Annotated in this window: 9 protein-coding genes and 1 pseudogene; 3 read left to right on the top strand and 7 right to left on the bottom strand. The window is 45.0% G+C overall.

Translation table 11 applies throughout. From position 1 onward, the window contains the following. The first annotated feature begins 2 nt into the window (after positions 1 to 2). A complete protein-coding gene (locus AACT52_RS31360) occupies positions 3 to 203 on the top strand; it encodes a hypothetical protein (protein ID WP_073634553.1) in 201 nt (66 codons plus the stop codon). A 14-nt stretch (positions 204 to 217) separates the two neighbouring features. Here the strand turns inward: AACT52_RS31360 and AACT52_RS31355 are convergent, their stop codons facing one another. Then, positions 218 to 754 carry an HlyD family secretion protein gene (locus AACT52_RS31355; RefSeq protein ID WP_083630640.1) on the bottom strand — a complete coding sequence of 179 codons (537 nt, stop codon included), beginning with the start codon at positions 752 to 754 and terminating at the stop codon, positions 218 to 220. Positions 755 to 1,080: 326 nt separating this feature from the next. On the opposite strand from AACT52_RS31355, the gene AACT52_RS31350 reads away from it, so the two are divergent. Both AACT52_RS31350 and AACT52_RS31345 read left to right on the top strand, forming a co-directional pair. Next, the gene (locus AACT52_RS31350) at positions 1,081 to 2,028 is read left to right on the top strand and encodes a tetratricopeptide repeat protein (RefSeq protein ID WP_073634552.1); all 948 of its coding nucleotides are present in this window, start codon (positions 1,081 to 1,083) and stop codon (positions 2,026 to 2,028) included. 20 nt (positions 2,029 to 2,048) lie between these two features. Further along, positions 2,049 to 3,215, top strand: a complete 1,167-nt coding sequence (locus tag AACT52_RS31345; RefSeq protein WP_073634551.1) for an MFS transporter — start codon at positions 2,049 to 2,051, stop codon at positions 3,213 to 3,215. A gap of 458 nt (positions 3,216 to 3,673) precedes the next feature. Here the strand turns inward: AACT52_RS31345 and AACT52_RS31340 are convergent, their stop codons facing one another. The 6 genes and pseudogenes from AACT52_RS31340 to AACT52_RS31315 all read right to left on the bottom strand — a co-directional run. Beyond that, complete coding sequence (locus AACT52_RS31340; protein ID WP_083630636.1) at positions 3,674 to 5,572, bottom strand: iron uptake porin; 1,899 nt, start codon at positions 5,570 to 5,572, stop codon at positions 3,674 to 3,676. Positions 5,573 to 5,840: 268 nt separating this feature from the next. Continuing rightward, entirely contained in the window at positions 5,841 to 7,088 is a 1,248-nt protein-coding gene (gene trpB, locus AACT52_RS31335) for a tryptophan synthase subunit beta (protein ID WP_073634550.1), read from the bottom strand. A 315-nt stretch (positions 7,089 to 7,403) separates the two neighbouring features. Then, entirely contained in the window at positions 7,404 to 8,219 is an 816-nt protein-coding gene (trpA, locus tag AACT52_RS31330; RefSeq protein ID WP_073634549.1) for a tryptophan synthase subunit alpha, read from the bottom strand. 71 nt (positions 8,220 to 8,290) lie between these two features. Beyond that, on the bottom strand, positions 8,291 to 9,142 hold the full coding sequence (trpC, locus tag AACT52_RS31325) for an indole-3-glycerol phosphate synthase TrpC (protein ID WP_073634548.1): 852 nt from the start codon (positions 9,140 to 9,142) through the stop codon (positions 8,291 to 8,293). 290 nt (positions 9,143 to 9,432) lie between these two features. Then, on the bottom strand, positions 9,433 to 11,628 hold the full coding sequence (locus AACT52_RS31320) for an anthranilate synthase (RefSeq protein WP_073634547.1): 2,196 nt from the start codon (positions 11,626 to 11,628) through the stop codon (positions 9,433 to 9,435). Positions 11,629 to 12,386: 758 nt separating this feature from the next. After that, a pseudogene (locus tag AACT52_RS31315) lies at positions 12,387 to 12,579 on the bottom strand (3-deoxy-7-phosphoheptulonate synthase); the annotation flags it as partial.

The raw sequence follows: 12,579 nt of genomic DNA, 5'->3' as shown, positions 1-12,579 counted from the left end.
GCATGGCAGCACAAACCGCCGGAAAAAGTAATTCTGCGCCATCGCGCGTTTTATCGTCGCTTACGTTCTCGACTTGGCTCTCAATAGCGCCATTACCGCTACCGCTCATCTCTATTGCGCGGATTTTTTACAAACTTTGGACAACAGGAGAAGATTATACCGATCCTGGCATGGATTATTATGAGCAGCGTTACCGCTTCTAAAAGTCTAGACAAAACTACCAACAAGTGGATAAATCAATTTTGATTTCTACATCCTGTCCCGGCTTCATTTTGCCGAGCTGAGTTTCCTTGAAATTAGCAATAATCCACGGTTGGTCTTGCACCACTGCCATCAGGGTTTGTCCCGGTTGTAGTCGTTGCCCAACTTCCACCGTCTTGTTGCCCACTCTACCTGCTGTCGGTGCGGTGATACGGGTGTAGGACAACTGAAGCTGGGTATTTTTGACCTGTGCCTGTACCTGTGCGATCGCTCCCACCCCCAACACCGCCAGTAGCATCCGCTTACGGGGGCGCTTCGGTGCAGGAGCAATGGGATACGGTGTTCCCAGAGGACTACTGGGCAACGCTTTGGTTGCATTGATTGTGGCAGTGGCAGTCGTCGGCTCTCGCCCCAGTGTTGATGTTGTTGGTGACGTAAATACTTGGGATGTGGCAGGGTTAGAAGACGGATTTGGCAGCAACTCAGAAGCATCTATTTCTGCTTTGTGACCATCAAACTCAGGTGCGCCGCCGAGAGCATTTGAGGGTTCCATTGGTAATCCCTGTCGCAATTGAGAAAGGAAATTTGTTTTTAGTATTCCATTTTGTGCTTTCTATTGACAGGCAAAATTAACATTTTAACAATCAACTTAAAGAAGATAAAACAGACCCCAAATGGGATGAAAGCATTAATTATTTTTTCACTAACTTCTGCCTTAACTTTCTAATCTTTCCAGGTCAAATAGTGGATAACAGTCAAAACTAAACTATCATTCAATGTTCCTGAAGTCTTAGAATCCAGCCATTGCTCTAACGCTTCCTGGTTTGAAGTCGTTCGCTCAGATTCCTACAAGCTAGTGTTGTCAGTTACAGACTGAATATGGATCTTAGAACCGCGTTTCTCGGAATTTTTGCAGGTATTGTCGCCATCTTTGTGATCGAGATTGTCTTTGACGTTACCTGGGCACTCACTCAGCGAGGATGGACGCATAAAGAGAGCGGACGCTTGCTTAATGCACTTGCGGATTTCAGCCGCGCTATCCATCTTAAGCCCCGGAACAAATGGGCAATCGCGGGAAAAGCTCAACTCCATCGACTCATGGGGGAGTATGAAGCCGCACTGACAGACTTTACGTATGCGTTAGCGCTTGACCCCAATTGTCCCTGGTGTTTAGCAAATCGCGGTGAAACCTACCGGGTGCTGGGGCGGTACGACGAAGCACTGGTTGATTTGAACCGCGCAATTCAGCTCGCGCCTGATTTTAAGTGGGCAATCGCCAATCGAGGGCAAGTCTATCGGCAACTGGGGTGGTACGACGAAGCCCTGCAAGACTTTACTTATGCGTTAGCGATTGATCCAATCTGTCTTTGGTGTCTGGCTAATCGGGGTGAAACCTATCGGTTGCTGGAATGGTACGAACAGGCACTTGCGGATTTTAATCAGGTGATTGAGCGCAACCCGAATTACAAATGGGCGATCGCCAATCGCGGTAAAACTTATCTGCAACTTGGACATGATCTCAAAGCCTTAGCAGATTTCAATCGAGCTTTAGAACTTGATCCTAACTGTCCCTGGTGTTTAGCAAATCGAGGTGAAATTTATCGCCGCATCGAGTGCTATGAGGATGCACTGGTAGATTTAGATCGAGCGATTTCACTTGATCCTCGCTGTGTTCGTAGTTTTGCTAATCGTGGCGAGGTTTACAGGCAACTGGGGCAGCATGATCAAGCACTTGCTGACTTTAATCACGCCCTTGAATTACAGCCAGATAACAATTGGCTTCAGCAACACCGAGCATTAGTTACGGTTCAAAGACACGAAACCTAGGATTAGAGAGGAATCGTCAGGTGAACACCAATCCAGACAACCAGTTACCACCACAAGCCCCTCAACCCACGCCAACAACAGCCGCTCCCAGACCGGAGACTCCCATTGCCCAACTGACGGCAGGTTGGTTTGTCGATAACTACAACTGGCAGGCGTTTTACTACTTTGAAATTCCGTTGGGTTTGCTCCTGATTGCTGGACTCTGGCACTGGCTTGACTCGCAACCGATGAGATTATCGATACTTAAACAAATCGATTGGCTAGGGCTAATTCTTCTACTTATGGCGCAAACAAGCCTGATTGCTGTGCTCCAGCGGGGCAATACCGAAAACTGGTTTGACTCTGAGTGGATTGTGCAGTTGAGTCTGTTTTCCCTCTTATTTTTTATACTGTTTTGTGGATGGGAACTAATGATTCGTTGCCCCTTAATCAATATTCGCTTACTAGGGCAACCCAACTTTGCACTCATCAATCTGCTCAATCTCAGTGTTTTTCTTGTCCTTGCTTATACATATGTACTACCGCAATATCTAGGGCAAATTCAAGGCTACAACACAATCCAGATTGGTTCAGTGTTGATTTGGGGCGTGGTAGTCAATCCGTTTGTGGCTAAACTGATAGAGCATCTTGAAGCCCGGCTAGTACTAGCGATCGGGTTGGGAATCTTTGTGACTAGTTGCTTCATGAATTCCGCATTGACTTACTACAACGGGGGAGAGCAGTTTGTTTGGTCACAGGTAGTACGAGCGATCGGGCAACCTGTCATTGTGGTTGCGATCTCGTTTATCGCAACCAATGGGGTTCAAAAAGATCAAGCCGATTCAGTGTTTGCGATCTTCAACGGCATTCGAGTCGTTGCCGGAACGTTAGGAACAGCTATTCTTGGAACCTTGCTCACTAAGCGCGAACAGTTTCACTCCAACCATATTGTAGAAGCCGTTTCTTCCTACAACACGCAGACGCAGGAGCGGTTAGAGCAACTCAGCCAAGTCTTTACGACTAAACTCGGTGATCCAAGTGCAGCTCAGACTCAAGCCTCGGCAGCACTGGCAGGGACTGTTCGCCAACAAGCAAACATCATGGCGTTCAGTGACTGCTTTTATTTCATCGGCATCAGCTTAATTGTTGTTGGAACCATCATCTTTTTGCTCCGGCGCACCAGCAAGCCCAGCCAATTTATTAACTAACGAGCAATTCGATGAGGTTGTCTTACTGGGCGCAAATATAGCGAAGCTGACACCAGCCGAAAAGTAGGGATTGAAATACCTACCAGATAAAGGCTTCAGCCTTTTATTGGCAGGGCTTACGCAACTGGCACTAGTCATAGAAAATATGACCGCCTAATAGAACATCTGTATTAATTTACCCGGCAGTAGGGTCAGAATTAATAGAATGTCTTTGAAGGCGTGAAAGCGCGTTGATAAGAAAATTAGTTTGAGTGCCAGTGGAGACCGACAATGAAGTTCACAAAACTCAACTACTAAGCTAAAACGCGCTTAATTTTTCAAGCTGAAAACCTCACAGCAAGGATTTCAGGCTGCAAAAAGTACAATTTAGATGCGCTACAGCTTATCAGTATTTTCTAAGTAGTCAAGTTAATTATACTACAAAGCAAGATTAAGAAAGCAGCTTTTTTTTGATGCTTTTAAAAGGAAAATACTGTACGGAGTGTACCCGTCACAATTGTGTCGTTGCTTTCTTCATTTCCTGCATGGCGAATCACTTGAATTGTTGGTGTAACTTGGATATTTCGACTAAACGGGAAGTTATAAAACGCCTCGAAATTGGTCTGAGTTGAATTGCCGATTTGATTGACAACAAATGGCTGACCTACGGCAACTCCTGCTAAAGCACCGCGTGTAAACAAGTCTCGCATTGCAACCCCCGCCATCCAGTAATTGGGTTTGATGTCGCCAAAGGCGGTATTATCGTAGCTACCGTAACCGTAGCGACCAAAAATACCAAACTTTTGTGCGAGGGTAAGTTCAGCATTCACGCCAAAGACATCAAAGCGGTTGCTGAATAGTTCGCCACCGCTGTATTGCAGACGCAAAGCAAAAGCTCTGGAGGGCGCGTATTCTAATTCCACCATAGCTTGATAGGTATCTCCAAATAAGCCGCGATCGCCTGCACCATTGGGATTGGCATTGGGAGCACCACCAGCACTGGCAAAAGCATCGGGATATAAGACTCTTGTGAATGATGAAACACTCTGAAGCACTCCCGGTCCTTGGTTGCCTGGATTTGCTGCGTCTGCTGCGACATACAACGCCCGGACGGAAATCGGTCCCTGACCTGGCTTCCAGTCGATTGCTGCCCCTGCACTTGGACCGTTAAGTGGGAAGAGAATAAAGTTATTCACAAAAGCCAGAGTGCTAAAGTCCAAGAAGCTGAGATAAGCGTAACTGTTGAAGTCAATAAAATCGGCTGAGACAAAATTCGGACCAATAGTGACTTTAAAGTCTTTAGCAAGTTGAAAGCTGTAATATAGTCGGCTCAGACCTAGATCACGATCTACAGGTGGCTTGACTGAGTAGTCTATAACACTCCCAAAATTAGGCTCTAGCAAACCTGCGGCATTATCTAACCCACCACTAGGTTGACCATTGCTATCAACAATAGCACTTCCAGCATCAAGGCGAATTTTCAGCAAGTCAGTTCCCCGGAAGCTGGTGTCTAAATCTATAGCTGCTCGAAACAATATTGTAGGATTGGGTTGGCTGGTAATTAGATTACCGGGGTTATCGGGGATGTTACCGAGGGGGTTATCGGGGGGGGTGGGGGCGTTACCGGGGACAATAATGCGATCGCCACTGAACCCACCAGCATTCACGGAAATAATAGCCTGACCAGTGAGTTTGGTCGTTGTGGAGAACTGATTGGCTTGCAGTTCTGCTGTACGTGCTTCTAGCACATCTACCCGACCTCGTAAAGTTGCCAGTTCAGGCGTGAATTCTTGCTGAAGCCTCTGCAAAGTTGCCAAGTCTTCTTTGCTCACCAAATCTGTTGTGGCTTGTGCAATCAATTCATTGATACGGTTCAAGCAAGCATTCAATCCCGCCGCAAACTCATAACGCGTCATCGCGCGGTTTCCGCGATAGGTACCATTAGGATACCCAGCAATACAACCATAGCGTTCAACCAGTGACTGCAATGCCTGAAAAGCCCAATCAGTCGGTTGCACATCACTCAGTTGATTGACATTTGTCACCTGACTTATTCCAGGCGTGCTTTTTTTTCCCTGGTTTTGAGTGACGAAGTTTCCTGCACCACCTGAAGCGAAAGGTCTTTCTGTAGGTTGGACATCACTCAGTTGATTGACATTTGTCACCTGATTGATTTCAGGCATGCTTTTTTTTACCTGATTTTGGCTGACAAAATCTGCTGCACCACCTGAAGCGGAGGGTATTTGCGCCCGTGTTGAAGATGTCCCTAAAAGTAATAAACTGAGCAGGCTGACTCCAGAAGCAATTGTATTAGTCAGAAATTTTTCGTAAACTTGGGCTTTTACAGTAGGATTTCCAGACACTTTTTTCTTCTGCATCTCGTTATTTTTGATATCACAAATTAATTTTTTCTGTGAATAGAAATCATAATCTTAGACACTTTGGTTTCAAAGTGTCTAAAGTTGAAAAAAGTCGTTCAACGACAAGCTTATTATCTAATAAAAATAACTGAAAAAAGCAGGAAATGTCTTAAATTTACAAATTTGATTAGCTTATATGATGTTTGAAACATCACAAAATTCGTAGTAAGCACTATCTTCACTGATATGAAGCACTAAGCGTGCTTACTACAAATTTTTTCAGACCTTAAAAAGTATCCAAGAATTTCGCAACTGTATGCACATCCTTGTCACCACGTCCAGAGCAGTTGATAACAATTCTGGGGCTACCAGTCAGTTGCGGACAAAGAGTTTCTAGGAAAGCAATGGCGTGGGATGTTTCTAGTGCCGGAATAATCCCTTCCAGTTGCGACAGACGCTTAAATGCCTCCAACGCCTGCTGGTCGGTCACGCTGTAATATTCAGCACGTTTAAGATCCTTTAAATAACTATGTTCCGGACCAACACCAGGATAATCTAACCCAGCACTGATAGAGTGTGCTTCAACAATCTGACCATCCTCATCTTGCAGAACATAACTCATTGCCCCGTGCAAAACACCGGGTCTGCCAAGTGTCAAAGTTGCCGCGTGCTTTTCAGTATCAATTCCTTCACCTGCTGCCTCAATTCCAATCAAGCGTACAGATGGTTCGTTGACAAATTCATGGAAAAGCCCAATAGCATTGGAACCTCCGCCAACACAAGCAAGCAGAATATCCGGTAGTCCGCCCCATTTTTCCTGGGACTGGGCGCGAGTTTCCTTGCCAATGATCGCTTGAAAGTCTCGCACCATCATCGGGTAAGGATGGGGTCCAGCAACAGAACCTAAAATGTAGTGAGTGGTTTCTACATTTGTCACCCAATCCCGAATTGCTTCACTCGTGGCGTCCTTGAGGGTTCCGGTTCCCGCCTCTACAGGACTGACTTCTGCCCCCATCAATCGCATCCGAAACACATTCAGGGCTTGTCGTTCCATGTCATGGATGCCCATATAAATCAGGCACTTTAAGCCAAAACGGGCGCAGACTGTAGCAGTTGCAACACCATGCTGACCTGCTCCGGTTTCCGCAATAATCCGCTGTTTGCCCATACGTTTCGCGAGTAACACCTGAGCTAAGGCGTTATTAATTTTGTGAGCGCCTGTATGGTTTAAATCTTCGCGTTTTAAGTAAATTTGCGGTCCCGTGCCATCTGGCTTGGCATAGTGCTTGGTGAGACGTTCCGCAAAGTAGAGGGGGGTAGCGCGTCCAACGTAGTCGCGTAAGAGTCCCTGTAGTTCGTTTTGAAAATCCGGGTCGTTGCGGTATTTCTGATACGCGGTTTCTAATTCACTGAGTGCCGGCATTAATGTTTCAGGGACATACTTACCCCCAAATTGACCAAACCGACCGAGGATATCTGGTTGTTGATGAGTCTGTGGAGTAGAAAGATTCGTGTTTTGAGTGTTTGCTAACATGGAATTTCCTAAATTTGTAATATGGTTGGAATTTTCAGGGCTTACGCGAATTTATAGCGCTTCTCGTTTGAATGAAGTCATTACAGCAGAATTCAGGAGTCAGAAGTCAGAAGTCAGAAGTAAAATTTGCTCTATATCTCGCTTTTGAGTTGAAAAGCTGTACCTCGTGAACTTGCAATCTGCTGTATTTATCTGTGTCCCATGAGTGTCCATCTGTGGTTCTCCTAACTTGATGTATTTCATTCAACACCACCAAGCGCTATATTCAAGCCCATTAGGCAACACAGAGAAAAAGATGGCGTAAGCCCTAAATGGTTAATTTTCAATTTTTACAGTGGGGCTAATAGATGCCTTCAAATCGTTACAAAAATCTCTAATAGCTCGCAGCCCGCGATATGGTGTACTTTCTCCCAAGCGTTGCACAAAGGCGCTTCCCACAATCACTGCATCTGCACCCCACTCCTTAACTTGACGAGCTTGTTCTGGAGTGGAGATGCCAAAACCAACAGCAATTGGCTTGTCAGTTACACTGCGGATTTCTTGGAGTACATCTTTAACCCGCGTTTGCAACTGGGAGCGTACACCTGTCACACCTGTGACACTTACCAGGTAAATAAAACCACGAGATTGACGGGCGATCGCCTCAATCCGTTCTTTTGAACTGTTAGGAGTCACTAACAATGTGACTTCAATTCCCTCAGCCGAAGCACGCTGTAACAAATCATCTGCTTCTTCCAAAGGCAAATCGGGTACAACCAACCCCTTGATTCCAGAAGCTGCAACTTGCTTGACGAACTGCTCAGCCCCCAGATTTAAAATTGGGTTGTAATAAGTAAATAGGATGATAGGCGATCGCAACTTACGAGTGGCTGACTGCGCCATTTCTAAAACATGAGCTAAGCGAGTTCCCCCCTTGAGGGCGCGAGTCGCAGCCGCTTGAATGACAGGTCCATCAGCCAATGGGTCAGAATAGGGAACTCCTAATTCAATGAAATCTGCACCACTAGCATCCAAAATTCCTAAGGCTTCAGCTGTCGTTTCCAAATCAGGGTCGCCAGCTGTAATAAAAGGAATTAAAGCACATTCGTTTTTTGCGCGTAAAGATTCAAAGTGTCCCGAGATAGTAGTCATCTTAATTTTCTACTGAAAGCCAACAATAAGTTAATAGGGGAAAGACAGAATCAAAAATGCAATATTCAAGATCAATGAATCCTTAATTCCTTGACAGCTTGCTCCAAATCAGCTTGCTTAACTAAAGATTCTCCAATCAACACAGCTTCAGCTCCCGCTTGGGCGACAAAAGCTAAATCAGAAGATGTATACAAACCAGACTCACTCACCACCGTAATGTCTAAACTTCTTAACTTTTCTTTACGTTCTTCCAATAGGTGTTTCGTCGTTTCTAAGTCAAGGCTAAAGTTTTCCAAATTACGGTTGTTAATGCCGACGAGTTGCACATTTGATAATGCCAGCACTCGGTCAAGTTCAGTTAAAGTATGCACTTCCACCAAGGCAGTCATGCCTAAATCATGAATAATATGCAGAAAATCTTGCAGCGTTTCGTCGCTTAAGATAGCTGCAATCAGTAGCACTGCATCTGCACCATTGACTCGTGCTTTGTAAATTTGGTAAGGGTCTATGACAAACTCTTTGCAAAGTAGCGGCAAGCCTACACTGTTTCTAATAAGTCGCAAATTTTCAAAACTGCCTTGAAAAAATTTTTCGTCAGTTAACACAGAAATACAACTTGCACCACCTCGTTCATATGCAGAGGCAATTTTTACTGGTTCAAAATCAGCACGAATGACTCCTTTACTTGGTGAGGCTTTCTTGACCTCCGCAATAATGCTGGGCTTGATAGGATTTTGCCGTAAAGCATTCAAGAAATTTCGCACAGCAGGAGCAAGGCTAATTTGAAGTTTTAAATCGGAAAACGGCAGTTGCTCTTTCATGGCGGCAACTTCTTGCTGTTTGTGCCAAACAATTTCTTCGAGAATATGGCGCGGTTTGGCGGACTGTGCAGTTGTTTGTGGTTGAGATTGATAATTCAGCATATTTTTTTATAGCGGTTATGAGTTGGGCGTTGCATATTTACGGGATGAACAAGCATTTTTTGTGGCATGGACTAGACAGCCTGTCCGCTTTTGGCTCGTTCCCAGCCTTGCCTCGTTCCCAGCCTGAGGCTGGGAATGCCTATTAGGAGGCTCTGCCTGCCTTATGAGCGGCAGAGCCGCTTCAAGGGCATTTCCAGGTGGAACCTGGAAACGAGATTTTAGAAGGGTTTTGGGTTAAGTTGACACCAATGGCTAGGTCTCCCCCTTACAAAGGGGGGCAGGGGGGGATCTTATGCAACGAGTGAAGAGGGAAGTTTAGTAGTGAATGCACGTACTACGTTTGTCACAATTATTAATCCGACTCCATCTGCCAAAGTCATGATAGATTCTGGATGGAACTGAACACCAGCAATTGGTAGTGTTTGATGCTCGATCCCCATAATCACACCATCCGCAGATATGGCTGTCACTTTGAGTTCTGCAGGTAGGCTTTCTGGTAGCGCATACAACGAGTGGTATCTACCAACTTCAAAAGATTGTGGTAAGCCTTTAAAGACAACAGAATCTGGATCAACAACAGATACCTGAGATACCTTGCCATGCTGGGGATAATCCAGAACTCCCAGTTTTCCACCGTGTGCCTCGACTATTGACTGTAATCCCAAGCACACGCCAAATATAGGAATTTCCCGTTTTTTGCAAGCTGCAATTGTATCGGCTACACGAAAGTCACTTGGTTTTCCAGGACCGGGAGACAAAACAACCAAGTCGGGTTTTTCTGTATCAAAAACTGATTCTGCAAAACCATGCCGTAGTGTTGTCACTGTAGCACCGGTTTGACGGATGTAATTAGCTAAGGTGTGAACAAATGAGTCTTCATAGTCAATGAGCAAGACACGCTTGAGCGCCCCTGGATTCGCTTCTTGAATCTCAAGGTTTGACAATATTGGCAAATCTGCACTCTTATGAATTACTGTACGAAGTGTTTGGAATAAGGCACCAGCTTTAGTAAGAGTTTCTTGTGCCTCGGCTTCTGGTTCTGAGTCATAAAGAACCGTTGCACCGACTCGCACCTGTGCAACTGAGTCCTTGAGTCGGATAGTTCGTAAAATCAAACCAGTATTCAAGTTGCCTTTAAAACTTAAGCCTCCAACAGCTCCACCATACCAACGTCTGGGGCTGCGCTCATTTTGTTCGAGAAACTGCATGGCAGAACGTTTTGGTGCGCCTGTGACTGTGACTGCCCACAGATGGGTGAGGAATGCATCCAAAGCATCAGCTTCCGGTTTCAGTATACCTTCCACATGGTCTACTGTATGGATAAGATGGCTGTACATTTCAATTTGGCGACGACCAATCACTCGCACAGACCCTGGCTCACAAATTCGCGACTTATCGTTGCGGTCTACGTCGGTACACATGGTGAGTTCAGATTCATCTTTGCGCGAGTTCAGCAGCTTCTGAATTTGCGCCGCATCAGTAATTGCATCTTGTCCCCGGCGAATCGTACCACTGATTGGGCAAGTTTCAACACGTCTACCGTCAACACGCACAAACATTTCTGGAGATGCACCAATCAAATATTCTCCACCTAAATTAAAGATAAATCCATAGGGACTGGGATTTATCTCCTTGAGAATTCGGAAAAGTTCAGTTGGGGGTTTTTCGCAGGCTTGAAAGAAGCTTTGACTAGGAACAACTTCAAATAAATCGCCGCGACGGAAGTAATCGAGGGCTTTGGTAACTTGTCCCTCATATTCACCGCTTTCATGGTCAGAGGCTTGAGTGACACTGAGGCGCTGACCTCGGTAATCGATAACTTCACCTGTGCGAGGTAAATCTCTAGTGCTACCAACCTTGGTCACGAAATCATACTGCAAACGAAATGCCTGTTGTAAGTGGTAGTCAACAACTAACAATTCATCAGGCAGATATAGTACCAAATCCCTTTGGTCTGCTGCACGTTCCAGATGCTTTGGCATTTGCTCAAACTGGAAAACCAAGTCATAGCCAAATGCGCCATAAAGTCCCAGATTTTCGTCTTCCGGACTGTAGAAGACAGATAATATCTCGCGAACCACACTGAAAACAGATGGTTGTCTGCTGCGTTCTTCTTCTGAAAATAAACGTTCTGTTGGTTTGACGGAACCGATGATTTGGTTGTTCTCTTTATTTACGGCTTGAAGGTATGGTTGGTCCAACAAACACTCTGCCAGATAATCTAGCAGTATCTTGCCTCGCTCGTTATGCGCCGTAATGGTAAAAGTGTTATCGCGGGTAACAAGTTCTAAAGGTGGATTGACAAAACCGATCGCCCATCTTTTATACCGTCCTGGGTATTCATAGCTACTTGCCAGTAAGCCGCCGCGTTGGGAATCAAGACGTACCAAAACCTCCTCAATGGCTGAATCTATGGAAGTCTTAGTTACAGAACGTGATACAAAGATTCCACCTTGAGTTGTGTAAGATTGAGTATCAAATTGCATCGGTATTACCTCTGAAAGCTAATTTAAAAAATCTAGAACTTACGCATTGACAGAAGTTTGCTGCATGTGAGTTTAGCCCTACCTTATTTGCTGAAGACCAGTTAAGCGAGTGAAAGCTTTCCTTGTTTAGCTTCCATCCAGCTCTCAGCTTTGACCTAGACAAGATCGTCCTTTTTAGCAGTAACTTAAAATCTGATTCAGCCGTTTCGATGCTATTCACATCGTGTCTCTTCCGTCAATGCGTAAGTCATAAAATCATTACCAGGATAGGTTGGCTACTTGCTGGCATTGCCTGCAGGACACGGGTTAAAATCTGACGTTGACCATCATTTTTTTGTAAGTGACTGCGACAACAACTACCAGTTTTTAAATAAATGCGATTAAATTCGACTTATGCAGTGATAAGAAATAAATGATTTTGGAGCATTTAGGATCAGATTATGTATTGCGCCTATTTTCATTCCCGGTATCTCCAAAAAAAAAGCTAGACTTTCGGCAATCTTGTCAAGTAGTTTGTACAAAGGTTTATGAGAATGTAACAGCAGTGTCAAATTTGGATTTGGGATAGGAAAATCCCAGCGAATAGACCGTCTGTGTTGATTGATTTATTGTCAAACTGCAAAAATAATACGCACACATAATTGCTTTGACGAAATAATTTCAGGATGATTAAAGAATCTTGGGTAGGCAAATCCATGAGCAAATGCATGTCAAGCTGATATCACCTACCTTCAAGAAACGACGCCTGAAGTAGCAATTTAAACACCCACAGTTGAGGAGATTTTGGCAGCCAAGTTTGGAGTGGCATTTGTGAAAGCTGATTTGGTTCCACGCCCGAAGAATTGGGCAAGGGGAGCAATTTCTTGCATCAGTTCCACAAAATCGCCAGGTGTCAGAGACTGAGGACCATCTGAAAGTGCTTTGGCGGGGTTGGGGTGAACCTCAATCATC

The sequence above is a fragment of the Scytonema sp. HK-05 genome, from assembly GCF_963872035.1.
Lineage (GTDB): Bacteria > Cyanobacteriota > Cyanobacteriia > Cyanobacteriales > Nostocaceae > Kalymmatonema.
Note: the sequence above shows the minus strand (reverse complement) of the source record. Positions and strands in the feature narration are given on the sequence as shown.

What these genes read in the sequence shown, in the direction of transcription:
- AACT52_RS31360 (WP_073634553.1), top strand. Translation starts at nt 3, where the DNA reads ATGGCAGCACAAACCGCCGGAAAAAGTAATTCTGCGCCATCGCGCGTT.
- AACT52_RS31320 (WP_073634547.1), bottom strand. Translation starts at nt 11,628, where the DNA reads ATGCAATTTGATACTCAATCTTACACAACTCAAGGTGGAATCTTTGTA.
- AACT52_RS31340 (WP_083630636.1), bottom strand. Translation starts at nt 5,572, where the DNA reads ATGCAGAAGAAAAAAGTGTCTGGAAATCCTACTGTAAAAGCCCAAGTT.
- trpC (WP_073634548.1), bottom strand. Translation starts at nt 9,142, where the DNA reads ATGCTGAATTATCAATCTCAACCACAAACAACTGCACAGTCCGCCAAA.
- AACT52_RS31355 (WP_083630640.1), bottom strand. Translation starts at nt 754, where the DNA reads ATGGAACCCTCAAATGCTCTCGGCGGCGCACCTGAGTTTGATGGTCAC.
- AACT52_RS31350 (WP_073634552.1), top strand. Translation starts at nt 1,081, where the DNA reads ATGGATCTTAGAACCGCGTTTCTCGGAATTTTTGCAGGTATTGTCGCC.
- trpB (WP_073634550.1), bottom strand. Translation starts at nt 7,088, where the DNA reads ATGTTAGCAAACACTCAAAACACGAATCTTTCTACTCCACAGACTCAT.
- trpA (WP_073634549.1), bottom strand. Translation starts at nt 8,219, where the DNA reads ATGACTACTATCTCGGGACACTTTGAATCTTTACGCGCAAAAAACGAA.